The sequence below is a fragment of the Pseudomonas sp. genome (assembly GCF_017744435.1).
In the GTDB taxonomy this organism is placed as follows: Bacteria; Pseudomonadota; Gammaproteobacteria; order Pseudomonadales; family Pseudomonadaceae; genus Aquipseudomonas.
Window position 1 is genome coordinate 58,842 of sequence record NZ_JAGIBG010000003.1, and the last position, 25,722, is coordinate 84,563.

A 25,722-nucleotide genomic window follows, 5' to 3' on the forward strand; every position below is an offset into this window, starting at 1 on the left:
AAGGGGCCGCTTTGCGGCCCATTCGCGGGCCCGCCCGCTCCCACAGTGACCGCACATGCTTCAAGGCTTGCGCTAAACCTGTGGGAGCGGGCGTGCCCGCGAATGGGCTGCAAGGCAGCCCCGGCGATCTCAAGCCTGAACGGCGACCAGGCACCCATCACGGTCGATATGGTAACGCTGCAGGTCCTGAGCCAAAGTCAGGTGCCCGGAGTAATGGGCCTGCGCTTCATCCCGCACATCATCAATGCACGGGCTGCGTTTTGGGTCCCCCTGGTACCGCGCACTGAAATGCGTCAGCACCAGATTGCGCACCCCCGCCGTTTCAGCGAACTGCGCCACTGCCGCCGCCGTACTATGCCCGAACGTATTGCCACTGCGCTCGACAATGGGCTGGGTATAGGTCGCCTCATGCACCAGCACATCCGCGTTCCTTGCGACCTCGGCGAGCAATGCCGGGTTGTCGTTGTCGCCACACACGATCACCCGCCGCGGTGGCCGCGAGGCTTTCAGGTAGTCACGCGGCTCGAGCCGTTGCCCGTCATGCTCGACCACCAGCCCCTTGGCCAGGTCACCCCACAACGGCCCGCGCGGGATCCCTTCGGCCTCCAGCCGCTGAATGTCCAGGCGTGGTTCAGGGTTCAGTTCGGTGAACACGAAGCCAACGCTCGGCACCCGGTGCGACAGCTGCACGGTGCTGACCTGGATGTGCTCGCTCTGCCACTGCCCCAGGCCCTCGACCGGCAACAGGCGCAGTTCGAACGGCAGGTAGGTTTCACTGGCAACCAGGCTCAAACGCACCCAGTCCTGCAGGGCGGCGGGCAGGATCAGGTCGAGCGGTTCGCTGCGCCCGCCCATCCCGGCGCTGGCCAGCAGCCCGGGCAGGCCGAAGCAATGGTCGCCATGCACATGGGTGATGAAGATGCCGCGCAGGTCGCGCACCGAGAGCGAACTGTGCAGCAATTGGTGCTGGGTGCCTTCACCGCAATCGACCAGGTACCAGTGCTTGCCGCTGGCTTCGATGACGGCGGTGGCGCTGACGTTGCGGGCTTTTGTAGGCACCCCTGAGGAGGTGCCTAGAAACTGCAGGTCCACTTCAGGTCCCCCGGCGGCGAACTAACTTGATTTGCAATGAGCGCTTGTAGCTGAACATGGCTGCTGATGATCCTCACCCTTCGGTGCACAGCTCGCGAGCCGTGCGCCACAGGTAGTGCAGATCGTCTGCCATGCGTGCGGCCGTCTCACTCCTGCTTCGGGCATCAAGCAAGACTTCCAGGTGATCGTCACTCGGGCTCTTCATGTTCAGCTCGGTGCAGTAGCGCCAGAACAGGCCATTGCTGGTGTTGCCATTGTTCGGAACCACTTCGCCCAGTGCCTTCAGACGAGCGTGTTCGTGGGGATAGGTTTCAACATCGCAGCTGTAGCCCGTATAGAAACGATGATTGAGCTCGAGATAGATCGACCCGGGCATGAACCCGAGTGAATAGCTGAGGCCATAGTACTTGTTGTTCTTGGCGGTGCTGTAATAACGATCGATGATGCTTGCAGTTGGCGCCTCACAAGGCGCGGGCAGTTCAGGGTACTTTTGCTTCACTTGCTCGACCACGTCTTGCCACAGAGCCAGCTGGAGGTCCTTCAATGTCTCCATATAGGCCTTTTGCAGGTCTTTCACCAGTAGAAGATTCTTGTCCTTGAGCAGTGTCTGTTTGAGCATGTCCATGTACTTTTGGCCTTGGTCCTTTGAGGTCAACTTGCGAATCAGGTCGATGTACTGCAGCAGGCTTTCGCGTACCGCCGCTTCGCGAACTACCCAGGCCTGGCAGCGTTCGAGCCATTCCAGGATGTCGCTGGAGTAGCTGACTCGGTGGTAGTCGATCCCTTTGCAGCTCTTGCTGTCCGCATCTTCGCCATCGAGGGTGAGGTACAGGGTATCAATCTGTTGGAAGCCCTCGGACTGCAGCGTTTTTACGTAGCGGTAAAGCTGTTCGTGCTGGTCCTCTGCATGAATCTTGTTCTCAAGAATGATTGCCTGCTGCTTGCTGTTGCGGATGAGAATATCAATGTTTCGATACTCAACTTGAACAGTGGCACCTCGGCAGTCGAAGTGCGCAATGCCGAGGCCTTCAAGCAGCGACTGCAACGGTTTCGCACCTGCGTTGTGAGCACCTTGGGGATCCAGGAGGAATGCCAGGAAACGTGAGTGCAGGCGGACCTCATCAGAAGCGCTGCGCAGCAAGGTGAAAAGATTGAAGCTGGGAGGGCGATGATGCTCGGCACGCAACACCGCTGCGCGATTGATCAGATTAAGCAATTGAGCGTCTCCTTGTGCTCGCGATAGCGGCATTGATTCTATTGAGCCACTATCGCGCAGTACAAGCGCCGCATTCAATTGTTGGATGGCGCGGGGTTTCCAGCAGGTTCTTCGCGCCAGATCAGCTTGCTGGTGTCATAACCCTGCTTACGGGCAATCGCCAGCAGCTGGTCACGGGTCTGGTCAGTGATCGCTGGCGTGCGTGACAGCAGCCACAGGTATTCGCGGTTGGGGTGGCCGACCAGCGCCACGCGGTAGTCCTTGTCGTGGTACAGCACCCAGTACTCGCCCTTGGTCATCTCCGGCGCCAGGCGGCTGAACCAGTTGTCGAAGCGCACCCAGAGCTTGTCGGTCTTCCCCGGCACCTGGGCTTCGGCGATGCCGCGGGCTTCGTTCCATGTGCCGTCCTTTTCCTTGCAGCGGTTGGTCACGTCGATGCGGCCATCCTCGCGCAAGCCGTAATGGGCTTCGGACTGCATGCAGTTGCGCTGGAAGAACATCGGCAGGCGCGCCAGCTCGTACCAGGTGCCCTGGTAGCGTTGCAGGTCGACCTGCTCGGTGGTCGGCGGGGAGCGGTGATCGTCGTTGGAACCGATGCAGCCCATCAGGGCAAAGGTCATGCAGGAAAGCATCAGGGCCGTGCGCATCGCCATGGCAAACCTCCTGTCAGCGAGTGTGGGGCTTACCTTTGGTTCGATGCGGGCGGGGCGCAAAAGTTGTATCGGTTCAGGCATTGTCCGGTGGCAGGTCGAATGAGCCGGTCTGCACTTCGCCCACACGCACATAACGGGCGATGACCACGCCTTTGGGCGTCACTTGCGAATGCTTCAGGGTGAACGCCCATGGTGCAGCATCGTCGCCGAACAGGCGCTTGCCATGCCCCAGCAGCACGGGGTGGGTGAGCAGCTGAAGCTCATCGACCAGGCCGGCGGCGAGCAATTGTTGCACCACATCGGCGCTGCCCTGGGTGAGCAGATCGGCACCCTCCTGCTGCTTGAGGGCACGTACCGCCGCGACAATATCCGCGCCCAGCGCATGGCTGTTGTGCCAATCGAGGCTGTCCGGGTCATGGGTGGCGACGTGCTTGGCCACGCTGTTGAACAGGTTGGCGATGGAGAATTCCTCGGTGTCGTCTTTCACCTTCGGCCAGTAGCCGGCAAAGATGTCGTAGGTGCGCCGGCCCAGCAGCAATTCGAAAGGTTGGCTGAACAGTGCCTGCATCGCCTGGCCAAACACTTCCTCGGCATAGGGCACGAGCCAACCGCCGAAGGTGAAACCACCACTGGTATCTTCCTGAGGCCCGCCGGGGGCCTGCATGACGCCGTCGAGGCTGACGAAGGCGGCTACGATGAGTTTGCGCATGGGGGCTCTCCTGAAAGACCTGTCGGGGGTGATGATTCACCTATGGTCGAACGGCGCGCGGCGATTTCGACAGGGCAAGCAGTCCCGTTTTTGGCACAAGCACGGTCACCTGCCTGGGTTACCATCCACGCCGTGAACCCTTTCCCCACAGGAGTGCCGCCCGTGACCGAGTACACCGCGTTCAAGGTCGAACTGACCGACAACATCGCCCATGTGCAGATCAACCGCCCGGAAAAGATCAACGCGATGAACGCGGCCTTCTGGGCGGAAATCGTCGAGATCTTCCAGTGGATCGACGACACCGATGCCGTGCGCGCGGTGGTGATCAGCGGTGCCGGCAAGCACTTCTCCGCCGGTATCGACCTGATGATGCTGGCCTCGCTGGCCGGGCAGATGGGCAAGGATGTCGGCCGCAACGCACGCTTCCTGCGCAAGACCATCCAGCGCCTGCAGGCCTCCTTCAATGCCGTGGACAACTGCCGCAAGCCGGTGCTGGCGGCAGTGCAGGGCTACTGCATCGGTGGCGCCATCGACCTGATCTCCGCCTGCGACATGCGCTACTGCAGCCGCGATGCGCAATTCTCGATCAAGGAAATCGACATGGGCATGGCCGCCGATGTCGGCACCTTGCAACGTTTGCCACGTATCATCGGCGACGGCATGATGCGTGAGCTGGCCTTCACCGGGCGCAACGTGGAAGCCGATGAGGCGCTGCGCATCGGCCTGGTCAACCGGGTCTATGATGATCAGGCCGCGCTGCTCGACGGGGTCTTTGCCATTGCCCGCGAGATTGCCGCAAAATCGCCGATCGCCGTGGCCGGCACCAAGGAGATGCTCAGCTACATGCGTGACCATCGCATCGACGATGGCCTGGACTACATCGCCACCTGGAACGCCGCGATGCTGCAGTCCGAAGACCTGCGCGTGGCCGTGGCGGCGCACATGAGCAAACAGAAACCGACGTTCGCCGACTGACCGGGCCGGGGGACGCAGCAAAGGAACCCCCGACATGTCAGCTCGCTGGACTACCGCAGTACTCGACCCACAGATCACCGGGGGGCTGGCCGTGGCCCGCAGCCCGGAAGGGTTCCTGGTGGACGCCAACGGCGCGCTGTTCCCCCGCGACTGGCTCAAGCGCCAGGACCTCGACGTGCTGTGTGAGCACGGCATCGGCCACTTCGACGGCGAGCCGGTGTTCCTGCTGGAGTTGCGCAGCGCGGTCGAGGTGCCTGGCTGCAGCTGGCGCGGGCTGCGCGCGTTCATGCTGGAAGGCGACTTCGACACCTACAAGGTGCTCGGCTATGCCGCGCAGATCGGCACCTGGGCCCGCGAACACCGCTTCTGCGGCAGCTGCGGCCAGGCGATGACGCAGATCCGCTGGGAGCGGGCGATGTACTGCCAGCCCTGCGACCTGCGCAGCTACCCGCGCATCTCGCCGAGCATGATCGTGCTGGTGACCCGTGGCGACGAGATCCTGCTGGCCCGTTCGCCGCGCTTCGTCACGGGCGTTTACAGCACCCTGGCGGGCTTTGCCGAGCCGGGCGAATCCGCCGAGGACTGCCTGGTGCGCGAGGTGCGCGAAGAGGTGGCGGTGGAGGTGCGCAACATCCAGTACGTCGGCAGCCAGTGCTGGCCATTCCCGCACTCGATGATGCTGGGCTTCCATGCTGAATATGCCGGTGGCGAGATCGTCATGCAGCCGGACGAGATCGAGGACGCCCAGTGGTTCAGCGTCCATGACCTGCCGCCGCTGCCGGCCGGGCGGTCCATCGCCCGGTACCTGATTGACCTGTATGTCGCCAGACGTTTAGGCCTGCCCGAACCAGGATTGCCTCACTAGCCGTACCTTTTGAGCGTAAACAGGAAAAGGGGAACTATCATTTATGATAGTTTCAAGACTCGTTCTGAATACTTAGTCTGAACGGAAATCAAATGGGAGGCTCTATGCCACATTTCATTTCCGAGGGAGACGACTGTACAAGAAGTGGTGACCTGCTTTTAGACGGATCAGTGCTCGACCGCTCTCGCGCAACACCAATCACCACATTTAGCTATACGTCTTATGGGGATGATAACTACGCGCTTGGTAAGCGGCTTTTAGGATTTAACGCGCAGTTCCGAGATTCGCTGTCAGGCCTGTATCTGCTGGGTAATGGTTATCGAGCTTATAACTGTGAATTGCAGAGGTTTCACTCGCCAGACGCCTTAAGCCCGTTTCGTAAGGGGGGCGTGAACGCGTACGGTTACTGCGCAGGGGACCCCGTGAACTACCTTGATCCCTCGGGTGCCATTCGGTGGTGGTTTCGTAAGACGATAAGGTTCGAGGGTGATTATCAAATTCTTTATCCGGGCTCCGAGAAATCACCCAGTTCGTTCCACAAAGAAGTATTCAAGAGTGGTCACGCCGGGTTCGTGACCCACGGCAACGCAGAGAAAGGCCCGGTGCTGATGAATCAAAAAGGAGAGATGGTGCCAGCTAAGGATGTTACCAGGAAAGAAATTGCGCCCAGATTGAGAGGGTTGGGTTCATATGGCAAAGATTCGAAGAAGCCTATCTACCTGTTTGCTTGTTCGGCGGGGGCAAGCGGCGCAGCACAACAGGTCGCTGATGAGTTGGGTAGACCTGTTATTTCCTATAAATATCTTACCCTTCACCTCAAAGCGCAATTCATGAATCTCCAACCAGAGACTGACCCTGTACTGGGGATGATGGAGCTTCCTCCGGTTCCTTATGCGCCGAGAATAGCCGAGCCACTCACATTTATTCCCGGCGCAGTGAAGGCGGTTCGCAAGTAGAAAATACTTAAAGCATCATGCCTGCCCGAACCAGTGCTGCCACGCTAAACGCACGGTCAGCGCCAGCACCACGGTGATGAACACCGGGCGGATGAACTTGCTGCCGCCACTGATCGCCGTGCGTGCGCCGAAGAAGGCGCCGACCATCACCGACAGGCCCATGCACAGGCCGACGATGTAATCCACCTGCCCGGAAATGATGAACACCGTCAGCGCCGCGATGTTGCTGACGAAGTTCATGCTGCGTGCCACGCCGCTGGCACGGACCAGGTCGATGGGGTAGAGCAGCAACGTGCTCACGGTCCAGAACGCACCGGTGCCGGGGCCGGCCACGCCGTCGTAGAAACCGAGGGTGAAGCCTTGGGGGAACTGCCATTTCTTCTTGATCGGCGCATCGGCATCCAGCGGTGCCTTGGGCGTGCCGCCGAACAGCAGGTAGATGCCACAGGCGAAGACGATCACCGGCAGCATCTTGTTCAGCCATTCGGCCGGCATGTAGTGGGCCACCACCGCACCGATCGAGGCGCCGACCAACGTTGCGAACAGGGCCGGGCGCCATTGTGCCGGGTGGAACAGCTTGCGCTTGTAGTAGGTGAAGCCGGCGGTGGCCGAGCCGAAGGTCGAGCTGAGCTTGTTGGTGCCGAGCACCAGGTGCGGCGGCATGCCGGCGGTGAGCAGCGCCGGGGTGGTCAACAGGCCGCCGCCACCGGCGATGGCATCGATGAAACCGGCGACGAAGGCGACCAGGGCGAGGATCAGCAGGGTGAGCGGTTCAACGGTGAGTTCGAAGGGCATGGGTGTCTGGCAGGCAGAGGGCAGGGCGTGCGGCAAATCGCCGCGCTGGAAGAAAGACATGGTAAGCCTGGGCGCAAACGGTTGCCAGTACCGGCCTCTGTGGGAGCGGGCTTGCCCGCGAAGAGGCCGGTACAGCAAACCCTATCAACTCTGGATGAACGCCAGCAGATCCGCATTGATCACATCGGCATGGGTAGTCGGCATGCCATGCGGATAGCCCTTGTAGGTCTTCAAGGTGCCATTGGGCAGCAACTTGGCCGACAGCGGCCCGGAATTCTCGTAGGGCACGATCTGGTCATCATCGCCATGCATCACCAGCACGGGCTGCTTGATGCCCTTGAGATCCTCGGTGAAGTCAGTCTGCGAGAACGCCACGATGCCGTCGAAATGCGCCTTGGCGCTGCCGATCATGCCTTGGCGCCACCAATTGCCGATAATGCCTTCCGAAGCCTCTACACCCGGCCGGTTGTAGCCATAGAACGGCCCGGTCGGCACATCACGATAGAACTGCGCGCGGTTGCTGGCGACCTGGGCCTGGAAGCCATCGAACACCGACTTGGGCAGGCCGCCGGGGTTGGCCGGTGTCTGCACCATCAGCGGCGGCACGGCGGCGATCAGCACGGCCTTGGCCACCGGGTCACCGGGATGCCGCGCCATGTAGCGCACCACTTCGCCGCCACCGGTGGAATGGCCGACATGTACCGCGCCCTGGGTGCCGAGGTGCGCGACCACGGCGGCTACATCGTCGGCATAGTGGTCCATGTCGTGACCGTCCCACACCTGGCTGGAGCGCCCGTGGCCGCGGCGGTCATGGGCGACCACGCGAAAGCCTTTGGCCAGGAAGAACAGCATCTGCGCGTCCCAGTCATCAGAACTGAGCGGCCAGCCGTGGTGGAAGTGGATGACCGGCGCATCGCGCGGGCCCCAGTCCTTGTAGAAGATCTGAACGCCATCCTTCGTGGTTACGTAGCTCATGGTCGTGTCTCCTCAGTGCAGGAACCGAAGTGAGCTATTGAGAATAGGAGGGATTTCGTTCGGCATCGGGAAATGTGTTGGCAGTACCGGCCTCTTCGCGGCGGTTCGGCGCCCCGACATGCCCGCTCCCACAGGTATCGCACAGGCCTTGAGGCTAGCGCAGGACCTGTGGGAGCGGGCGTGCCCGCGAAAAGACCATCACCGATGTCACATGAACCAGCGGTACTCCCGCGCACTGACTTCCTGCATGAACGCCAGATGGTCCTGGCGCTTGTTCTCGCAATACACCATCACGAACTCCTCACCCAGCCCCTCGTTCACTGCCGGGTGGCTGCGCATGGTCGCGACCGCGCCAAGCATGTCCTTGGGAAAGTCGATGCCGCTGCTGCGGTCTTCGTTCAGCGGCGCAATCGGTTCCTGCCCGGCATCCAGCCCATGCTCCATGCCGCACAGGATCGCCGCCAGCACCAGGTAAGGGTTGGCATCCGCCCCTGCCAATCGATGCTCGATGCGCAGGTTGCGGGCATCCGACTCGGGAATGCGAATGCACGCATCGCGGTCTTCGAAGCCCCAGCTGGCGCGGCTGGCAGCATTGACCATGGCGCCATAGCGGCGGAACGCGTTGTGGTTGGCGGCGAAGATCGGCATGCAGTGCGGCAGCAGTGCCAGGCAGCCGGCCACGGCGTGGCGCAGCGGGCGTTGCTGGTTGGCGGCCAGCAGGTTGTTGCCGGCCTGGTCGTACAGGCTTACATGCACATGCATGCCACTGCCCGGCGCCTGCAGGTAAGGCTTGCTCATGAACGAGGCGCGCAAGCCGTGCTTGAGTGCGACACCCCGGGTGCTGCGGCAGAACAGGGCGGCCCAGTCGGCGGCTTGCAGGCCGTCGTCGCAGTGGCCGAAGTTGATCTCGAACTGCCCGGGGCCCAGTTCGGCGGTGATGACGTTGGCATCCACACCTTGGGCATTGGCGGTCTCGACCATGTCGTGCAGCACCTCGCTGAAGCGCGACAGCCGTTCGATGTGCATGTTGGGCTGGTCGTCCGGGTCATCGCTGAGCGGGTCGCGGGGGAACTGCGGCAGGCCCTGCTTGAGCGCGCGGTCGAACAGGTAGAACTCCAGCTCGAACGCCACCACCGGGCGAATGCCGCGTCGTTCCAGGCGCTGCAGCACACGGGCGAGGACCTCGCGGGGTTCGAACTCGATCGGCGCGGCAGTGCCGTCGGAGCTGATCAGCATCTGCCCCAGCGGCTCGCGCTCCCAGGTCACCGGCTTTAGCGTGCCGGGGATCAGGCGGCGGACGGCATCCGGGTCGCCGTCGTTGAAGCAGTAGTCGCCAATCGGGAACAGCCCACCTTGTACGCCCAGCAGCACGCAGTTCTGCGGCAGCTTCAGCGGGCTGCCGGCGGCGACTTTCTCCAGCATGTCGATGGGGTAGCGCTTGCCATAGAAGTGCCCGGGGATGTCCAGGCTGAGCAGGTCGACATGGCTGACGTCGGGGTAGCGGGCACGGAACGCGCGGACTTCACTGAGCAGATCGGGAAAGCCTGTTGTTATGGTCATGCTGTGCTCTCATCGGAAAACCCAGAGGACACGGGTCGTCTGGTCGGTCAGGTTGGCGTAGCGGAAGTGGCGGTTGGGCGGCAGCTGGAAGCTGTCGTTGGGCGCGAGGGTCACGGCTTGCTCGTCGTCGGCGAGCCACAGGGTCAGTTCACCTTCGAGGACGAAACCGCCTTGCTCGGAGCTGTCGTCCAGGTGCCCTTCGCCACTGCTGGCGCCGGGCGCCAGGTGGCTTTCGAGCATGGCGAAACGGCCGTTGAGCGTTGGCGAGATCAGCACGTCGCTGATGCCTTCGGCGTAATAGATGGTGCGCCGCTCGTTGGGGCGGGTGACCCAGTCCAGCGCGGGTGGCTGGCTGGCCTGGTAGAAGTAGGTGGTGGGCACCTGCAGGGCTTCGCTGATCGCCGTGAGGTCGGCCACGGTCGGCTGCGACAAGCCGCGCTCGACCTGGGACAGAAAACCCAGCGAGCGCTTGACCTTGCCCGCCAGCTCATCGAGGGTCAGCCCGCGGTGCTTGCGCAGGTCGCGGATCAGCAGGGCCAGGCCCTGGGCGTCTTCAGACATGATCGCGCATCCTGTACCAGGCCTTGGCCGCCGCCTCCAGCGGTGCGGCCAGCAGGTCACCGCCGGGGAAGCGGCCGTTGTCGATGCCCTGGTACAAGGCCAGCAGGTCGTCGTCGCCGAGGATGGCATCGCTCACTGCCCGCGCGGCGGCCAGGGTCGGCAGTACGCCGTGACCGGAGAAGCCTTGCAGCCAGTAGCGCTGGCCCTCGCGGCCGACGTCCGGGGTGCGCTGGATGCTGCAGTCGATGTGGCCGCCCCAGGCATAGTCGATGGCCACCCCGGCCAGTTGCGGGAACACCCGTTCCAGGTAGGGGCGGGTGGCGCTGGCGACGTCCTTGGGGATGCCGCCCAGGTAGGTGCAGCCGCCACCGAACAGCAGGCGGTGGTCGGGGGTGAGGCGGAAGTAGTCGGGCACGAACTGGTTGTCGATCACGCAGCTGTTGCGCGGCAGCAGCGAGCGGGCCAACTCGGCATCCAGCGGCGCGGTGGCCACCTGGTACGAGCCGACCGGCAGCAGCCGGCGCGAGAGGCTGCGGTCGAGGCGGTCGATGTAGGCGTTGCAGGCCAGTACCAGCACCCCGCAGCGTACCTCGCCATGCTCGGTGCGGGCCACATAGCCGTTGGCGCCGGGCTGATAGTCGAGCACCTGGCTCTGCTCGAAGATACGCCCGCCATGGGCTTCGATCGTGGCGGCCAGGCCCTGGGCCAGTTTCAGCGGGTTGAGGTGCGCGCCCCTGGCGTCATACAGCGCGGCCTGGTAGCGCGGGCTGTCGATCCATTGCGGCAGCTCGTCGCGGCCGATCAGGCGCAGGGCGTCGTAGCCCCATTTGTGCTCGGCGTCGTGCAGGGCTTCTTCGAGCATCTTTATCCGCCGAGGCAGCACGGCGGTCCACAGGCTGCCTAGCCGGTAGTCGATGTCGAAGCCATGGCGCAGGGGCAGCTCGCGCATCTCGTCGGCGGCCCAGCACATGCTGTCCCACAGGCGCCGGGTGCGTTCCACGCCCAGCGCTTTCTCCAGTGGCGGCATGTCGCACGACCAGCCCAGCAGCGCCTGGCCACCATTGCGCCCGGAGGCGGCCCAGGCCACCCGGCTGGCTTCCAGCAGGGTCACGCGCTTGCCGGCCAGGGTCAGGCGCAGGGCGGTGTGCAGGCCGCTGAAGCCGGCGCCGACGATCAGTACATCGGTGTCGTGCGGGCCTTGCAGGGTAGGGCGCAGGGGGATGCTGGCGGGGTAGGTCTGGGCGTAGTAGCTGGCGACGTGCTGGGCGGATTGCTTGAACATGCCTTGGCCTCGTGAAATTTATTGTGGTTATTTTCATGAAAATTTAGCAGGGAATTTTCATGGCGCCAGGACCGTTCGTCTTTGAATCCTCGTTGCATATATGATGCTGGGGCCGCTGGGCGGCCCATTCGCGGGGCAAGCCCGCTCCCACAGAGACCGCGCTGGCCCTGAATTCTGTGGGAGCGGGCTTGCCCCGCGAATGGGCTGCCCAGCGGCCCCAGAGGCCCTGACAGGAAAAACAATGCGCCGCCTGCCTTCCCTGACCGCCCTGCGTACCTTCGAATGCGCGGCCCGCCATGGCCATTTCGGCCGCGCCGCTGCCGAGTTGTGCGTTACCGACAGCGCCGTCAGCCACCAGATTCGCCAGCTCGAAGAGCAGCTCGGCGTCGCCCTGTTCGAACGCGTGGGGCGCCAGGTGCGCCCCAGTGCCGAGGCCGAACGCCTGCTGCATCATTTGCAACAGGCCTTCGAGCTGATCGGCAAGGCCTGCGACGAACTACGCGACCCGGCTTCGCAAGCGGTGCTGCGGGTCGCGGTGACGGCGGAGCTGGCGCAAAAGTGGCTGGTCGCGCGCCTGGCTGATTTCAGCAGCCGTTACCCGCACATCACCCTGCACCTGCACGATCAGCCGATCGATGCCGGAGCCCCGGCGCTGGACGTCGACCTGGCCATCACCTACGGCACCAGCGCCCTGGACGCCAGCACCCACTTCGTCCGGCCACTGCCGCTGCTGCAGTTCTTCCCCGTCTGCAGTCCGGGCTTGTTCAACCAAGGCGGCCTCAAGCGTCCACGCGACCTGGTGCGTCACTGCCTGTTGCACGACGACCAGGATGGCCGCACCTGGACCACCTGGTTGGCCACCCATGCCGAGGACGCGCTGCCCACCCGCCAGCTGTACTTCCCCCATGCTGCGCTGGCGCTGGAAGCCGCGTTGCTTGGGCAGGGCGTGGCGATGGGCGATAACCTGACCTGCCAGGCCGACCTGCAGAGCGGCCGGCTGGTGCGCCCGTTCAGTGCCAGCGTGACTGCCCAAGGGCAGTACGCACTGGTGTGCGAGCGACTGCGCCTGGAGCGGGCGCCAGTGGCTGACTTCATCGAATGGTTCATCGAACAGCTGGGCGATAGCTGAATTGAATTCAGCTATCGCTGAGTTTTCATCGTTGGATGCCGCAAGCGGGGCGGCGTAGCGTGCAGCCATCACTCACCGACACGAGGTTGACCCATGGCACGTTCGCTCACCACCACTCCCAAGGCCGATGGTTTCCGCCTGCCCGGCGAATTCGAGCGCAAGGCCGGCTGCTGGCTCGGCTGGCCAGAGCGCCCGGATGTCTGGCGCAATGGTGCAAAGCCTGCGCAGAAAGTCTGGGTCGAGATCGTCAGCGCGATCGCCTCCAGCGAGCCGGTCACGGTCTGCGCCTCCGCTGCCCAGTACGCCAATGCCCGGCGACTGCTGCCACCGCAGGTGCGGGTGGTGGAAATGACCTGCAACGACACCTGGTTCCGCGATAGCGGTGCCTGCTTCGTGGTCAATGACAACAGTGGTGAAGTGCGAGGTGTCGACTTCGAGTTCAATGCCTATGGCGGGCTCGATGGCGGCCTCTACTACCCGTGGGACAAGGATGACCAGATCGCCCAGAAGATCCTCGAGATCGAAGGCCTGGACCGCTACCGTGCGCCGCTGATCGCCGAGCTTGGCGGCATCCAGAGTGACGGCCAGGGCAGCCTGCTGACCACCGAGCAATGCCTGCTCAACCGCAACCGCAACGCCCACCTGGGCAAGGCCGAGGTGACCCGTCGGCTGGAAGACTACCTGGGTGCCGAGCAGGTGATCTGGCTGCCGCGTGGCTGCAAGTTCGACGAGACCGATGGCCACGTCGACGACCTGGCCTGCTTCGTGCGCCCCGGCGAAGTGGTGCTGCAGTGGACCGACAACCGTGACGACCCGCAGTGGGAGATCTACCAGGAGGCCTACGACATCCTGCGCAGCACCCGCGATGCCCGTGGCCGTGAACTGAAGGTGCACAAGCTGCCGCAGCCCGATGTGCTGGAGTGGACTGCCGAAGAAGCCGCCGGGCTGGACCAGGTCGACGGTACCCACCTGCGCGAAGCTGGCACGCGCATCTGCGCCTCGTACATCAACTATTACGCGGGCAACTCGGCCATCGTCGTGCCGCTGTTTGGCGACCGCAATGACGCCATTGCCCAGGCGACCCTGGCGGAGCTGTTCCCCGATCACCGCATCATCGGTATCGAGAACTCCCGCGAGATCCTGCTCGGTGGCGGCAATGTCGCCTGCATCACCATGCCGCAATACGCTGGAGGCCGCCGCTGATGAAGCTGAGCGCACTCACCCTTGCGCTCGCCCTGGGCTGCGCCGCCTCGGCGGCCCAGGCTGCCGACGCACAACAGCCGACCGTCAACCTGTACATCTGGGGCGAGTACCTCGCCCCCGATACCTTGACCCAGTTCGAGAAGGAAACCGGTATCCGCGTGGTCGCCGACCACTTCGATTCGCTGGAAACCGCCGAGACCAAGCTGTTGACCGGTGGCAGTGGCTACGATGTGGTGCTCACCGCCGGCCAGCACCTGAGCCGGGCCATTACCAGCGGCGCCCTGCAGCCGTTGGACAAGGCCCAGCTGCCGCACCTGGCAGGGGTGGGTGAAGAGTTCCGCCAGCACATGGCGTTGTTCGACCCAGGCAACCGCTATGCCGGGACCTATGCCTGGGGCACCACCGGGGTGGGTTACCAGCAGCAGGCAGTGACGGCACGCATGGGCGATGCACCGCTGGACAGCTGGGCGATGCTGTTCGACCCGCAGGTGGTGGCGAAATTTGCCGACTGCGGGGTGAGCCTGCTCAATGACCCCAACGAAGTGTTCGCCGCCGTGATGCGTTACATGGGCCTGGACATCAACCAGCAGCGCCTTGAGGACTTGAAGGCGGCGGAGGTGCAACTGCGCAAGGTGCGCCCGTACATTCGCTACTTCGACAATGATCGCAACATCAACGACCTGGCCAATGGCGAAACCTGCGTGGCGATGTCGTGGAACGGCAACGTGGCCATCGCCGAGGGGCAGGCGCAGCAGGCCGGCAAGGCGTTTGAGCTGGACTACAGCATTCCGAAGGAGGGCACGTTGATCTGGCTGGATGCGCTGGTAGTGCCCAAGGATGCGCCGCATCCGGACGCGGCGTGGAAACTGGTGGATTACCTGATGCGGCCGGATGTGATTGCGCCGATTACCGACACCATTCATTACGCCAATGCGATCACGGCGGCGGATGGGTTGGTGGATGCGCAGATTCGCAATGCGCCGGGGACCTATCCACCGGCCGAGGTGCGGGCGCGGTTGTATGGCAAGAATGACAACGGCAAAGCCTTCAACCGCGAACTCACCCGGGCGTTCAGCCGGCTGAAGAGTGGTACCTAGCTTATGATTTGTGCTGCCTGTGCTGGCCTCTTCGCGGCTAAAGCCGCTCCCACAGGGGCCGCGCCGCCCTCGGGACCCGCTCAACACCTGTGGGAGCGGCTTTAGCCGCGAGGAGGCCAGCACAAGCGCTGCATCAGCCAGAGGCCTTGCGCCGTGGCTGCCGCGGCTTGCTGGCAGCTGGCTTGCCATCAGCCGCCTTGCCTTTACTGGTACTGCGCCGCTTCTTCTTCCAAGGCGCCGCCTTGCCCACCGCTGGCCCGGTAATGGTCATGCGCATCCCGCGGCAACGCTCCACCAGCTTGCCCATCCACGCCGACTGCCGGGCAACGAACTCCTCCAGGCTCATCTCGCCGCTCTGCACCATGTCCAGCGCCTGTTCCCAGATGGCCGTGGTGCCAGGGTCGGCAATGGCGCGGGGCACGGCGTCGATCAGGCTGAACGCGGCCGGGGTGGCGGACAAGGCCTTGCCGTTTTTCACCAGATAACCGCGATCGAGCAAACCCTGGATGATGCTGGCACGGGTGGCTTCGGTGCCGATGCCGGTGGTTTCCTTGAGCTTCTGTTTCAGCCTTGGGTCGTCAACCAGCTTGGCGACGTTCTTCATCGCCTTGATCAGGTCGCCTTCGGTGAACGGTTTGGGCGGCTGGGTCCACAGGTCCTTCAACTGCACGCCGTGCACGTTGCACTCCTGGCCATCACGCAAGGCCGGCAGCACCTGGGCGGGCTGGGCCTCGCGGCCCTTGGCCGGGGTGAGTGCCTCGGGCAGGGCGCGGCGCCAGCCAGGCTCGACGATCTGCTTGCCGACGGCGCGCAGGGCATGGCCGGCGCAGTCGAACTCAGCCTGGGTGCGGTCGTACTCATGGTTGGGCAGGAACTGCGCCAGGTAGCGGGCCCGGATCAGCGTATAGACCGCCTTGTGCTTGGCCGGCAGGCGTGCCGGGTCGCTGGCGGCTGCCGTGGGGATGATGCCGTGGTGGGCGCTGACCTTGGCGTCGTTCCAGGCGCGTGAGCGGAGCTGCGGCTCCAGGTGAGCCTGCAGTGGCGCCAGGCTGGCGTCGGCCCGCTGCAGCGCCGCGAGGATGGCTGGCGCTTCGCCGTGCTGGCTGACGGGCAGGTAACCGCAGTCGCTGCGCGGGTAGGTGATCAGCTTGTGGGTTTCGTACAGCGCCTGGGCGATGTCGAGGGTTTCCTGGGCGCCGAGGCCAAACTTTTTCGAGCACAGCTCCTGCAGGGTGCCGAGGTCGAAGGGCAGCGGTGCGGCCTCGCGCACGCGCTCGGTGGCGACTTTCAGTACCCGCGCCGTACCGGCATTGCTCATATCGGCAGCGGCCTGCTGGGCCAACGCCTGATTCAGGCAGCGGCCCTGATCGTCGCAGGTGTCTTCCGCTGCGCGCCACTGGGCGTTGAAAACCTGGTCCGCACTTTCCAGTTGGACATCAATGGCCCAGAACGGTACTGGCACGAAGTCGGCGATGCTGCGGTCGCGGTCCACCACCAGGCGCAGAGTCGGGGTTTGTACCCGCCCAACGGGCAGCACGCCCTGGTAGCCAGACTGGCGGCCGAGCAGGGTGAACAGCCGGCTCATGTTCATGCCGATCAGCCAGTCGGCGCGGGAGCGGCCCAGGGCCGAGTGGTAGAGGTTGAAGGTTTCCTGGCCGGGCAGCAGCCGTGCCAGTGCCTTGCGGATCGAGGCGTCATCCAGGGCCGACAGCCACAAGCGCTGGATCGGGCCACGGTAGCGACAATGCTCGACCAGTTCGCGGGCAATCATTTCGCCTTCGCGGTCTGCGTCGGTGGCGATCACCAGTTCGCGGGCTTCGCCGAGCAGGCGCTTGACCGCCTTGAACTGGCTGGCGGTCTTGGGCTTGACCAGCATCTTCCACTTTTCCGGGATGATCGGCAGGTCGGCCAGGTTCCAGCGCTTGTAACGGTCGTCGTAGCTGTCGGGCGGGGCGGTTTCCAGCAGGTGGCCGATGCACCAGGTCACGCAGACGTCGCTACCCTGCCAGCAGCCGTCAGCCTTGCGGTTGGCGCCGAGCACCTTGGCGATGTCTTTGGCCTGGGAGGGTTTTTCGCAGAGGAACAGGCGCATGGCCGGGAACGCTTCATCGGGGAATGATGGGCACTAGGATGCGCAAGCGGGGGCGCAGAGGCAAGTTTTATCTGGATGGATGTACAGGTTTTTGTGAGGGGGAGTGTCTTTACCTGTGCTGGCCTCTTCGCGGGCACGCCCGCTCCCACAGGAACCGCACAGATTCTGCAAGCTGTGCAGTACCTGTGGGAGCGGGCGTGCCCGCGAAGAGGCCAGTGCAGGTTAAAGATCAGGCGCGCGAGTCGCGCACCATGTCCACGTGCGGAATGCCGGCTTCGAGGAACTCTTCGCTGACTACACGAAAGCCCAGGCGCTCGTAGAACGGCGTGGCATGAACCTGGGCACTGAGCATCTGCTGCTTCAGGTCACGGTCCTGTGCCTCGACGATCACTGCATTCATCAGCGCATCGCCGACCTTCAGGCCGCGCCAGTCCTTGAGCACCGAGACCCGGCCAATGGTGCCGTCGGGCAGCAGGCGGGCAGTGCCGATCGGGTAGTCGCCTTCCAGCGCCAGGAAGTGCGCGGCGCTCGGATCGTCCGAATCCCACTCCAGCTCCGGCGGTACATGCTGCTCGGCAATGAACACGGCTTCGCGGATACGGCGGATATCAGCGTTGTCCTTGTGCCAGTCGGCAAGGCGCACACGAATCTTATTCATTGGCGAATCCCAGGCTTCCTTGTTTGATCAGCTGCTGTACCAGCATAAGGCCATCTTCATCCTGCAACCACTGCTCAAGGTTGTCGATGTGTAACGCATCCGCCGAGCACACCAGCTTCAGCAGTTCGCGCAGCTTGGCCGGCAGTGGGCAGCTGCGGCCGCTGGCGAACAGCATCAGGTCGTCGCCGAGTTCGGACCAGGCCATGCGGGCGCTCGGGTTGCGGATCAGGATGGCGCCGTCTTCCAGGGCCTCGATCAGCTCGTCCTCGTCCATCTCTTCACCCACCACCTGCTCCGGGTAGCGCGGTTCGGTCATGAACTGGCCGAACCAGGTCAGCAGCAGGTCCTTGTCGTTGGTGTGCTTGTCGATCAGCGCCTTGAGGCGGTCGAGGGCATCGTGCTGGATCTGGTGCGGGTCGCTGGCAGGTTGCGCGTCGGCGTCGCTGTAGCGCTCTTCTTCCGGCAGGAACTGGCCAAGGAAGTCGGTGAAGTGGGTCAGCACTTCGGCCGCGCTCGGCGCACGGAAGCCGACCGAATAGGTCAGGCAGTTGTCCACGGCAACGCCGTAGTGGGCCAGGCGCGGCGGCAGGTAGAGCATGTCGCCCGGCTCCAGGGTCCACTCGTCGCTCTGTTCGAATTCGGCGAGGATCCGCAGGTCGGCGTGCTCCAGCAGCGGGCTGTCGCTGTTGCACATCTGGCCGACTTTCCAGTTGCGCTCGCCGTGGCCCTGCAGCAGGAACACGTCGTAGTTATCGAAGTGTGGGCCGACGCTGCCACCCGGGGTGGCGAAGCTGATCATCACGTCATCGATACGCCAGCTTGGCAGGAAGCGGAAGTGCTCCAGCAGCTCGGCGACTTCCGGGACGAACTGGTCGACGGCCTGCACCAGCAGGGTCCAATCCTGTTCCGGCAGTTCGGCGAAGGTGTCTTCGGTGAACGGGCCGCGGCGCAGTTCCCACGGGTGGGCGCCGTGCTCGAGGACGATACGCGACTCGACTTCCTCTTCCAGGGCCAGGCCGGCCAGCTCGTCGGGGTCGATCGGGCTTTCGAAGTCCGGGAAGGCCTGGCGCACCAGCAGTGGCTTCTTCTGCCAGTAGTCGCGCATGAATTCGCGGGCCGAGATGCCGCCGAGCAGCTGCAGTGGAGTATCAGGATTCATGTTCAACCTATTGAAAAAACGTAATTTTCGTCCGGGAATAAAAACGCCCGGCCAGGCCGGGCGTTGAGCGCGTCGGTCAGCTTAGATGCGTTTGGCCTGGGCTGCCGCGTTACCGATGTAGGTAGCGGGGGTCAGCAGCTTCAGTTCGGCCTTGGCGTCGGCCGGCATGTCGAGGCCATCGATGAAGGTCAGCAGCGCGTCTGGCGTGATGCCCTTGCCACGGGTCAGCTCCTTGAGCTTCTCGTAGGGGTTCTCGATGTTGAAGCGGCGCATCACGGTCTGGATCGGCTCGGCGAGGACTTCCCAGCAGGCGTCCAGGTCGGCGGCGATGCGCGCTTCGTTGACTTCCAGCTTGCCGATGCCTTTCAGGCTGGCTTCGTAGGCGATGACGCTGTGGGCAAAGCCCACGCCCAGGTTGCGCAGCACGGTGGAGTCGGTCAGGTCACGCTGCCAGCGCGAGATCGGCAGCTTGCTGGCCAGGTGCTGGAACAGTGCGTTGGCGATGCCCAGGTTGCCTTCGGAGTTTTCGAAGTCGATCGGGTTGACCTTGTGCGGCATGGTCGACGAGCCGATTTCGCCGGCCACGGTCTTCTGCTTGAAGTAGCCCAGCGAGATGTAGCCCCAGACGTCGCGGTCGAAGTCGATGAGGATGGTGTTGAAGCGGGCGATCGCGTCGAACAGCTCGGCGATGTAGTCGTGCGGCTCGATCTGGGTGGTGTACGGGTTGAACTGCAGGCCCAGCTCGTCTTCGATGAAGGCGCGGGCGTTCTGCTCCCAGTCGATCTGCGAGTAGGCCGACAGGTGAGCGTTGTAGTTGCCCACGGCGCCGTTGATCTTGCCCAGCAGCGGCACGGCAGCGACCTGGGCGATCTGGCGCTCCAGGCGGTACACGACGTTGGCCAGTTCCTTGCCCAGGGTGGTCGGCGAAGCCGGCTGGCCGTGGGTGCGCGAGAGCATCGGCACGTCGGCGTGGGCGTGGGCCAGGGCGCGGATGGCGTCGGCGATCTGGCGCATCAGCGGCAGCAGCACGTCGTCACGGCCAGCGCGCAGCATCAGGGCGTGGGACAGGTTGTTGATGTCCTCGCTGGTGCAGGCGAAGTGGATGAACTCGCTGACCTTGGCCAGCTCAGGCAGCTTGGCGGCCTGCTCCTTGAGGAGGTATTCGATCGCCTTGACGTCGTGGTTGGTGGTGCGCTCGATTTCCTTGACGCGTTCGGCGTGCTCGAGCTTGAAGTCGGTGGCCAGGCTGTCCAGCAGGGCGTTGGCTTCGGCGGAGAACGCCGGCACTTCACCAATCTGCGGGTGGGCGGCCAGGCGCTGCAGCCAGCGCACTTCGACCAGGGCGCGGAAACGGATCAGGCCGAATTCGCTGAAAATGGGGCGCAAGGCCTGGGTTTTACCGGCGTAACGGCCGTCTACAGGGGAAACCGCAGTGAGCGAAGAAAGCTGCATGGGGTGTTCTCGGACAGTCAGGCTTTTGGAAGGGCGCATATCATACATGAAAATTGCGCCCGAGTCGGGTGGCTGACCAAAGGTCGGCCCAATTTGAATCTGCTGGCAAACCCTGTGGGAGCGGGCGTGCCCGCGAACACCGGCGTAGCCGGTGCCAACCACCGAGTCGCCTGCTTCGCGGGCACGCCCGCTCCCACAAAGGTGCAGCTCAGCCCATCAGTTGGGGCTGCGCATCATGTCGTACAGTTCGTTGAGCAGCTTGCGCCGGCTGAATACCAGCTGCCAGCGATGCCCGCCCAGCTGGCGCCACAGGCGTGCGGCGCGGATGCCGGCGAGCAGCAGGGCGCGGATCTTCGAGGCGTTGCTGGCCTGCTGCAGGAAGCGCATGTCGCCGTGCACCTGGATACGCTGGCGCAAGGTGCTCAGGGTGTCCTGGTACAAGGCTCCGCTGGAAGCGATGACATTTTCGTGAACCAGGCCGAAATGGTCGGCCTGGGACTGGATCTGTGGCAGGCGGTTGCCGATGGTGTCGAGCAGGTCGCCGCGCTTGTTCAGCTGGCGCTCCAGACCGAGCATCGACAGCGCGTAGCGCAGCGGCTCGCGCTGCAGGCTGCTGGGGTCGCGTTCAAGGGCACCAACCAGGGCACGATAACCGTCACGCAGGTTGAGGTCGTCGCCGCCGAACACCTCCAGGGTGTCCTTGGGGTCACGTACCAGCAGGCTGCCAAGCATGCAGCCGATATTGGCTTCGCTGGCCTGGCCGGTGCGGGCGATACGGTCGACCAGCACGGCGGCCTGGAACACACCGCCCAGGGCAATCAGCTGCTCCTGCAGGTTGCTCATGCGCGCGGGCTCCACGGCTCGGCAGTTTCGATCACGCCGCCGCCCAGGCACACCTCGCCGTCATAGAACACCACCGACTGGCCCGGGGTCACGGCGCGCTGCGGCTCGTCGAACACGGCGCGGTAGCCGGTTTCGGTCAGCTCCAGGGTGCACTGCTGGTCGCTCTGGCGGTAGCGCACCTTGGCCGTCAACTGGCGTGGGCTGCTCAGGTCGATCGGGTTGACCCAGAAGATTTCCGAGGCGAGCAGGGCGCGGGAGAACAGCCACGGGTGTTCGTTGCCCTGGCCGACCACCAGCACATTGCGGGTCAGGTCCTTGTGCAGCACGTACCACGGCTCGTCACCGGCATCCTTCAGGCCGCCGATACCCAGGCCCTGGCGTTGGCCGATGGTGTGGTACATCAGGCCGTGGTGGTGGCCGATCACTTCACCTTCGGTGGTTTCGATGTTGCCTGGCTGAGCCGGCAGGTATTGCTTGAGGAAGTCGCTGAAACGGCGCTCGCCGATGAAGCAGATGCCGGTGGAATCCTTCTTCTTGGCGGTGGCCAGGCCGTGTTTTTCGGCGATGGCGCGCACTTCGGGCTTTTCCAGTTCGCCGACCGGGAACAGGGTACGGGCAATCTCTTTGCCGCCGACGGCGTGCAGGAAGTAGCTCTGGTCCTTGTTCGGGTCCAGGCCTTTGAGCAGTTCGGTCAGTTCGCCAGTGTCGCGGCGGCGCACGTAGTGGCCGGTGGCGATCAGGTCGGCACCCAGCGACAGGGCGTAGTCGAGGAACGCCTTGAACTTGATTTCCCGGTTGCAGAGGATGTCCGGGTTGGGTGTGCGGCCGGCCTTGTATTCCTCGAGGAAGTGCTCGAACACGTTATCCCAGTATTCGGCGGCGAAGTTGGCGGTGTGCAGCTTGATGCCGATGCGGTCGCACACGGCCTGGGCGTCGGCCAGGTCCTCACGGGCGGTGCAATATTCGGTGCCGTCGTCTTCTTCCCAGTTCTTCATGAACAGCCCTTCCACCTGGTAGCCCTGCTCCATGAGCAGAAGGGCGGAGACGGAAGAGTCCACGCCGCCGGACATGCCGACGATGACGCGGGTCTTGGCGGGGTCTTTGAGTGCTGGGCTGGTCATGGGTACCGGTGTGTATCAAGGGGGAAAAACGCCGATTCTATCAAAACCGGCGCGGCGCGTCAGTCACGCAGCAAGTCGAGACTGTGCAGCGGGCCGGCGAGGTAGTCGTCGAGGCAGCGTGGCACCAGCTCGCTGCGCCAGCGGGCGGGGTCGGCCAGCAGTTCGTCGCGGGTCAGCCACACGGCGCGGACGATGTCGCTGTCCAGGGCAAGGTCGGCGTGGTGGCGCACGGGGCGGGCGGCGAAGCAGATGCGCTGGTAGGTCACGCCGTTGCTCGGAGCGGTATAGAGGTAGATGCCGACCACGCCGGTGAGCTCGACTTCCCAGGCGGTTTCTTCCAGGGTTTCGCGCAGGGCGGCCTGGGGCAGGGTCTCGTTGGGTTCGAGGTGGCCGGCGGGCTGGTTGAAGACGTGCTGGCCGGCTTTGAATTCTTCGACGAAGAGGAACTTGCCTTCGTGTTCGACGATGGTGGCGACGGTGATGTGGGGTTGCCAGGTCATGAACAGCTCCATCAGGGCTGACACGGGCCCTGTGGGAGCGAGTTTGCCCGCGAATGCGTCAGTGGGCCCAGCATCGCATTCGCGGGTAAACCCGCTCCCACAGGGTTCGCGTTGGCCACTAGAAATCATTGAACTAGAAAGCACAAACCCCGGTGCGTGGCCGGGGTTTGTGCTGTTACTTCAAGCGAACCTTACAGGGCGGCAATGGCGCTGTTCAGGGTCTGGCTTGGGCGCATCACCTTGGCGGTCAGCGCGGCATCCGGCGCATAGTAGCCACCGATGTCGGCTGGCTTGCCCTGAACGGCGTTGAGCTCGGCGACGATGGTCTCCTCGTTCTCGGTCAGGGTCTTGGCCAGTGGCGCGAAGCGCGCCTGCAGGGCGGCGTCGTCGCTCTGGGCAGCCAGGGCCTGGGCCCAGTACAGGGTCAGGTAGAAGTGGCTGCCGCGGTTGTCGATACCACCGACTTTGCGCGAAGGCGACTTGTTGGTGTCGAGGAACTTGCCGGTGGCCTGGTCCAGGGTGTTGGCCAGGACCTTGGCGCGCGGGTTGTCGTAGGTGTTGCCCAGGTGCTCCAGGGAAGCGGCCAGGGCCAGGAACTCACCCAGCGAGTCCCAACGCAGGAAGTTCTCTTCCACCAGCTGTTGCACGTGCTTCGGCGCCGAACCACCAGCGCCGGTTTCGAACAGGCCACCGCCGTTCATCAGCGGCACGATCGACAGCATCTTGGCGCTGGTGCCCAGTTCCATGATCGGGAACAGGTCGGTCAGGTAGTCGCGCAGCACGTTGCCGGTCACCGAGATGGTGTCCTTGCCTTCGCGGATGCGGGCCAGGGAGAACTTGATGGCGTCGACCGGAGCCAGGACACGGATGTCCAGGCCTGCGGTGTCGTGATCTTTCAGGTACTGCTGCACCTTCTCGATCATCACGCCGTCGTGGGCGCGGGCCGGGTCCAGCCAGAACACCGCCGGGGTGTTGCTCAGGCGGGCACGGTTGACGGCCAGCTTGACCCAGTCCTGGATCGGCGCGTCTTTGGTCTGGCACATGCGGAAGATGTCACCGGCTTCGACGTTCTGTTCCAGAACGACCTTGCCCTGGCCATCGACCACACGGACCACGCCGTCGGCCTGGATCTGGAAGGTCTTGTCGTGGGAGCCGTACTCTTCGGCCTTCTGCGCCATCAGGCCGACGTTCGGCACGCTGCCCATGGTGGTCGGGTCGAAGGCGCCGTTGGCCTTGCAGTCTTCGATGGTGGCCTGGTAGATGCCGGCGTAGCAACGATCCGGGATGATCGCCTTGGCATCCTGCAGTTCACCGGCGGTGTTCCACATCTTGCCCGAGTCACGGATCATCGCTGGCATCGAGGCGTCGACGATGACGTCGCTCGGCACGTGCAGGTTGGTGATGCCCTTGTCGGAGTTGACCATGGCCAGCGCTGGGCGCTCGGCGTACAGGGCCTGGATGTCGGCTTCGATCTCGGCCTGCTTGTCGGCTGGCAGGTCCTTGATGCGGGCGTACAGGTCGCCGATACCGTTGTTGGCGTTGAAGCCGACTTCAGCCAGGGCGGCGGCGTGCTTGGCCAGCACGTCGTTGTAGAACTCTTCGACGATGACGCCGAACATGATCGGGTCGGAGACCTTCATCATGGTGGCTTTCAGGTGCACCGACAGCAGCACGCCGGAGGCCTTGGCATCGGCGATCTGCTCGGCGATGAAGGCTTTCAGGGCCTTGCGGCTCATGGTGGCGCAGTCGACGATTTCGGCGGCTTTTACGGCGGTCTTGGCTTTCAGCACGGTGGTGCTGCCATCTTTGCCGATCAGCTCGATGCGCAGGCTGTCGTCAGCCTCGATCAGCGCGGCTTTTTCGCTGCCGTAGAAGTCGCCGTTGTTCATGTGGGCAACGTGCGACTGCGAGTCGGCAGCCCAGGCGCCCATCTTGTGCGGGTGCTTGCGGGCGTAGTTCTTGACCGACAGCGGCGCGCGGCGGTCGGAGTTGCCTTCGCGCAGTACCGGGTTCACGGCGGAGCCCTTGATGCGGTCGTAGCGGGCGCGGGATTCTTTCTCGGCCTCGGTGGACGGCTCGTCGGCGTAGTCAGGGATGTTGAAGCCCTTGCCTTGCAGTTCCTTGATCGCGGCCTTGAGCTGCGGTACCGAGGCGCTGATGTTCGGCAGCTTGATGATGTTGGCTTCAGGGGTGGTAGCCAGCTGGCCCAGTTCCGCCAGGTGATCGCCTACTTGCTTCTCTGCGCCCAGTTGCTCCGGGAAGGCGGCAAGGATACGGCCAGCCAGGGAGATGTCGCGAGTTTCGACGGCGATGTCAGCGGAAGCGGTGAAGGCTTCGACAATCGGCAGCAGCGAGTAGGTGGCGAGGGCGGGGGCTTCGTCGGTGAAGGTATAGATGATCTTGGAACGGGTGGGCATGCGGGTTAACTCTCTGTGTGCTGAGCGTGCTCGAGTCTCGTGTTGCGCAGGGTAGGCGCATCGCCCTGGCAACGCCATGAGCGGAAAGTCGAGAGGCTGCGAGCGGTGATGGTGGATGCATCAGTCGAGCGTCAAGTGCTGGGGTGCGGTAACACGCCAGGCTTAGTGGCCATTCCTGGCCAAGGGCGGTCCGCATTTTCCTGGGATTCGCCCCGATGACCCTTCGGTCGCGGCGGAGTATACCAAACCATTCGGGCTAATCAGCAAGGCGAAGTGACATCGGCGCCATTTATAAGACCAAAGACGTAGGGGCAATGTGGTGTATTGCCGCACTGCTTGCAGGTCAGCGGATGTGGTTTAGGCTCAGTGGATCGCACGATGTCCAATCACACCCGACAGCGGAGTAGTGCAA

General features: G+C 63.8%; 23 protein-coding genes and 1 pseudogene. 7 read left to right on the top strand and 17 right to left on the bottom strand.

The window, feature by feature from the left end; genetic code table 11:
- Positions 1 to 129 precede the first annotated feature (129 nt).
- The 4 genes from J7573_RS03360 to J7573_RS03375 form a co-directional block, all read right to left on the bottom strand.
- The gene (locus J7573_RS03360) at positions 130 to 1,092 is read right to left on the bottom strand and encodes a ribonuclease Z (RefSeq protein WP_294325651.1); all 963 of its coding nucleotides are present in this window, start codon (positions 1,090 to 1,092) and stop codon (positions 130 to 132) included.
- Positions 1,093 to 1,165: 73 nt separating this feature from the next.
- A complete protein-coding gene (locus J7573_RS03365) occupies positions 1,166 to 2,308 on the bottom strand; it encodes a PD-(D/E)XK nuclease family protein (RefSeq protein ID WP_294325652.1) in 1,143 nt (380 codons plus the stop codon).
- Positions 2,309 to 2,382: 74 nt separating this feature from the next.
- Positions 2,383 to 2,961: a lipocalin family protein gene (locus J7573_RS03370; RefSeq protein WP_294325654.1), complete on the bottom strand. Its 579-nt coding sequence runs from the start codon at positions 2,959 to 2,961 to the stop codon at positions 2,383 to 2,385.
- A 73-nt stretch (positions 2,962 to 3,034) separates the two neighbouring features.
- A complete protein-coding gene (locus J7573_RS03375) occupies positions 3,035 to 3,670 on the bottom strand; it encodes a dihydrofolate reductase family protein (RefSeq protein ID WP_294325656.1) in 636 nt (211 codons plus the stop codon).
- A 162-nt stretch (positions 3,671 to 3,832) separates the two neighbouring features.
- Between J7573_RS03375 and J7573_RS03380 the strand changes: the two genes are divergently transcribed.
- The 4 genes and pseudogenes from J7573_RS03380 to J7573_RS03395 all read left to right on the top strand — a co-directional run bounded on the left by J7573_RS03380 (position 3,833) and on the right by J7573_RS03395 (position 6,466).
- On the top strand, positions 3,833 to 4,645 hold the full coding sequence (locus J7573_RS03380; protein WP_294325658.1) for a crotonase/enoyl-CoA hydratase family protein: 813 nt from the start codon (positions 3,833 to 3,835) through the stop codon (positions 4,643 to 4,645).
- 34 nt (positions 4,646 to 4,679) lie between these two features.
- Positions 4,680 to 5,510 (top strand): NAD(+) diphosphatase, encoded by an 831-nt coding sequence (gene nudC, locus J7573_RS03385; protein ID WP_294325660.1) that lies wholly within the window; start codon positions 4,680 to 4,682, stop codon positions 5,508 to 5,510.
- A 104-nt stretch (positions 5,511 to 5,614) separates the two neighbouring features.
- A pseudogene (locus J7573_RS03390) lies at positions 5,615 to 5,959 on the top strand (RHS repeat-associated core domain-containing protein); the annotation flags it as partial.
- Entirely contained in the window at positions 5,933 to 6,466 is a 534-nt protein-coding gene (locus J7573_RS03395; RefSeq protein ID WP_294325975.1) for a hypothetical protein, read from the top strand. The pseudogene J7573_RS03390 and the gene J7573_RS03395, both read left to right, overlap by 27 nt.
- Positions 6,467 to 6,481: 15 nt before the next feature.
- On the opposite strand, the gene J7573_RS03400 is transcribed toward J7573_RS03395, so the two are convergent.
- From J7573_RS03400 to J7573_RS03420, 5 genes are all read right to left on the bottom strand, one after another.
- A complete protein-coding gene (locus tag J7573_RS03400; protein WP_027919712.1) occupies positions 6,482 to 7,261 on the bottom strand; it encodes a TSUP family transporter in 780 nt (259 codons plus the stop codon).
- Between the two features lie 144 nt (positions 7,262 to 7,405).
- Positions 7,406 to 8,236 carry an alpha/beta hydrolase gene (locus J7573_RS03405; protein ID WP_294325665.1) on the bottom strand — a complete coding sequence of 277 codons (831 nt, stop codon included), beginning with the start codon at positions 8,234 to 8,236 and terminating at the stop codon, positions 7,406 to 7,408.
- A 207-nt stretch (positions 8,237 to 8,443) separates the two neighbouring features.
- On the bottom strand, positions 8,444 to 9,790 hold the full coding sequence (locus tag J7573_RS03410) for a glutamine synthetase family protein (protein WP_294325965.1): 1,347 nt from the start codon (positions 9,788 to 9,790) through the stop codon (positions 8,444 to 8,446).
- Positions 9,791 to 9,805: 15 nt separating this feature from the next.
- Entirely contained in the window at positions 9,806 to 10,357 is a 552-nt protein-coding gene (locus J7573_RS03415; RefSeq protein WP_294325666.1) for an XRE family transcriptional regulator, read from the bottom strand.
- A complete protein-coding gene (locus J7573_RS03420; RefSeq protein ID WP_294325668.1) occupies positions 10,350 to 11,639 on the bottom strand; it encodes an FAD-binding oxidoreductase in 1,290 nt (429 codons plus the stop codon). The genes J7573_RS03415 and J7573_RS03420 overlap by 8 nt, the downstream gene beginning before the upstream one ends.
- A gap of 241 nt (positions 11,640 to 11,880) precedes the next feature.
- Here J7573_RS03420 and J7573_RS03425 point away from each other — a divergent pair, with 241 nt between their 5' ends.
- The 3 genes from J7573_RS03425 (at position 11,881) to J7573_RS03435 (ending at position 15,068) form a co-directional block, all read left to right on the top strand.
- Positions 11,881 to 12,768, top strand: coding sequence for a LysR substrate-binding domain-containing protein (locus J7573_RS03425; protein WP_110631888.1), 888 nt, complete (start codon positions 11,881 to 11,883; stop codon positions 12,766 to 12,768).
- Between the two features lie 93 nt (positions 12,769 to 12,861).
- The gene (gene aguA / locus J7573_RS03430) at positions 12,862 to 13,971 is read left to right on the top strand and encodes an agmatine deiminase (RefSeq protein WP_294325674.1); all 1,110 of its coding nucleotides are present in this window, start codon (positions 12,862 to 12,864) and stop codon (positions 13,969 to 13,971) included.
- Complete coding sequence (locus J7573_RS03435; RefSeq protein WP_294325676.1) at positions 13,971 to 15,068, top strand: extracellular solute-binding protein; 1,098 nt, start codon at positions 13,971 to 13,973, stop codon at positions 15,066 to 15,068. The genes aguA and J7573_RS03435 overlap by 1 nt, the downstream gene beginning before the upstream one ends.
- Positions 15,069 to 15,201: 133 nt before the next feature.
- On the opposite strand, the gene J7573_RS03440 is transcribed toward J7573_RS03435, so the two are convergent.
- The 8 genes from J7573_RS03440 to J7573_RS03475 all read right to left on the bottom strand — a co-directional run bounded on the left by J7573_RS03440 (position 15,202) and on the right by J7573_RS03475 (position 25,310).
- On the bottom strand, positions 15,202 to 17,160 hold the full coding sequence (locus J7573_RS03440) for a DNA topoisomerase III (RefSeq protein ID WP_294325678.1): 1,959 nt from the start codon (positions 17,158 to 17,160) through the stop codon (positions 15,202 to 15,204).
- A gap of 229 nt (positions 17,161 to 17,389) precedes the next feature.
- Entirely contained in the window at positions 17,390 to 17,818 is a 429-nt protein-coding gene (locus J7573_RS03445; protein WP_060511170.1) for a GNAT family N-acetyltransferase, read from the bottom strand.
- Positions 17,811 to 18,977, bottom strand: a complete 1,167-nt coding sequence (locus J7573_RS03450) for a cupin domain-containing protein (protein ID WP_103448072.1) — start codon at positions 18,975 to 18,977, stop codon at positions 17,811 to 17,813. Before J7573_RS03450 ends, J7573_RS03445 begins: the two co-directional genes overlap by 8 nt.
- Before the next feature lie 81 nt (positions 18,978 to 19,058).
- On the bottom strand, positions 19,059 to 20,429 hold the full coding sequence (gene purB / locus J7573_RS03455; RefSeq protein WP_033693092.1) for an adenylosuccinate lyase: 1,371 nt from the start codon (positions 20,427 to 20,429) through the stop codon (positions 19,059 to 19,061).
- A 216-nt stretch (positions 20,430 to 20,645) separates the two neighbouring features.
- On the bottom strand, positions 20,646 to 21,272 hold the full coding sequence (gene hflD, locus J7573_RS03460; protein ID WP_060511164.1) for a high frequency lysogenization protein HflD: 627 nt from the start codon (positions 21,270 to 21,272) through the stop codon (positions 20,646 to 20,648).
- Positions 21,269 to 22,393 (bottom strand): tRNA 2-thiouridine(34) synthase MnmA, encoded by a 1,125-nt coding sequence (mnmA, locus tag J7573_RS03465; RefSeq protein ID WP_294325690.1) that lies wholly within the window; start codon positions 22,391 to 22,393, stop codon positions 21,269 to 21,271. Before mnmA ends, hflD begins: the two co-directional genes overlap by 4 nt.
- A gap of 59 nt (positions 22,394 to 22,452) precedes the next feature.
- Positions 22,453 to 22,893, bottom strand: a complete 441-nt coding sequence (locus tag J7573_RS03470; protein WP_294325692.1) for an NUDIX hydrolase — start codon at positions 22,891 to 22,893, stop codon at positions 22,453 to 22,455.
- A gap of 191 nt (positions 22,894 to 23,084) precedes the next feature.
- Positions 23,085 to 25,310 carry an NADP-dependent isocitrate dehydrogenase gene (locus J7573_RS03475; protein ID WP_294325693.1) on the bottom strand — a complete coding sequence of 742 codons (2,226 nt, stop codon included), beginning with the start codon at positions 25,308 to 25,310 and terminating at the stop codon, positions 23,085 to 23,087.
- Between the last annotated feature and the right edge of the window lie 412 nt (positions 25,311 to 25,722).

Coding starts and splice junctions, on each gene's coding strand:
- J7573_RS03405 (WP_294325665.1), bottom strand. CDS start 8,236: ATGAGCTACGTAACCACGAAGGATGGCGTTCAGATCTTCTACAAGGAC.
- J7573_RS03400 (WP_027919712.1), bottom strand. CDS start 7,261: ATGCCCTTCGAACTCACCGTTGAACCGCTCACCCTGCTGATCCTCGCC.
- J7573_RS03415 (WP_294325666.1), bottom strand. CDS start 10,357: ATGTCTGAAGACGCCCAGGGCCTGGCCCTGCTGATCCGCGACCTGCGC.
- J7573_RS03425 (WP_110631888.1), top strand. CDS start 11,881: ATGCGCCGCCTGCCTTCCCTGACCGCCCTGCGTACCTTCGAATGCGCG.
- J7573_RS03475 (WP_294325693.1), bottom strand. CDS start 25,310: ATGCCCACCCGTTCCAAGATCATCTATACCTTCACCGACGAAGCCCCC.
- J7573_RS03440 (WP_294325678.1), bottom strand. CDS start 17,160: ATGCGCCTGTTCCTCTGCGAAAAACCCTCCCAGGCCAAAGACATCGCC.
- J7573_RS03375 (WP_294325656.1), bottom strand. CDS start 3,670: ATGCGCAAACTCATCGTAGCCGCCTTCGTCAGCCTCGACGGCGTCATG.
- J7573_RS03470 (WP_294325692.1), bottom strand. CDS start 22,893: ATGACCTGGCAACCCCACATCACCGTCGCCACCATCGTCGAACACGAA.
- purB (WP_033693092.1), bottom strand. CDS start 20,429: ATGCAGCTTTCTTCGCTCACTGCGGTTTCCCCTGTAGACGGCCGTTAC.
- hflD (WP_060511164.1), bottom strand. CDS start 21,272: ATGAGCAACCTGCAGGAGCAGCTGATTGCCCTGGGCGGTGTGTTCCAG.
- aguA (WP_294325674.1), top strand. CDS start 12,862: ATGGCACGTTCGCTCACCACCACTCCCAAGGCCGATGGTTTCCGCCTG.
- J7573_RS03420 (WP_294325668.1), bottom strand. CDS start 11,639: ATGTTCAAGCAATCCGCCCAGCACGTCGCCAGCTACTACGCCCAGACC.
- J7573_RS03450 (WP_103448072.1), bottom strand. CDS start 18,977: ATGAATCCTGATACTCCACTGCAGCTGCTCGGCGGCATCTCGGCCCGC.
- J7573_RS03435 (WP_294325676.1), top strand. CDS start 13,971: ATGAAGCTGAGCGCACTCACCCTTGCGCTCGCCCTGGGCTGCGCCGCC.
- J7573_RS03445 (WP_060511170.1), bottom strand. CDS start 17,818: ATGAATAAGATTCGTGTGCGCCTTGCCGACTGGCACAAGGACAACGCT.
- mnmA (WP_294325690.1), bottom strand. CDS start 22,393: ATGACCAGCCCAGCACTCAAAGACCCCGCCAAGACCCGCGTCATCGTC.
- J7573_RS03370 (WP_294325654.1), bottom strand. CDS start 2,961: ATGGCGATGCGCACGGCCCTGATGCTTTCCTGCATGACCTTTGCCCTG.
- nudC (WP_294325660.1), top strand. CDS start 4,680: ATGTCAGCTCGCTGGACTACCGCAGTACTCGACCCACAGATCACCGGG.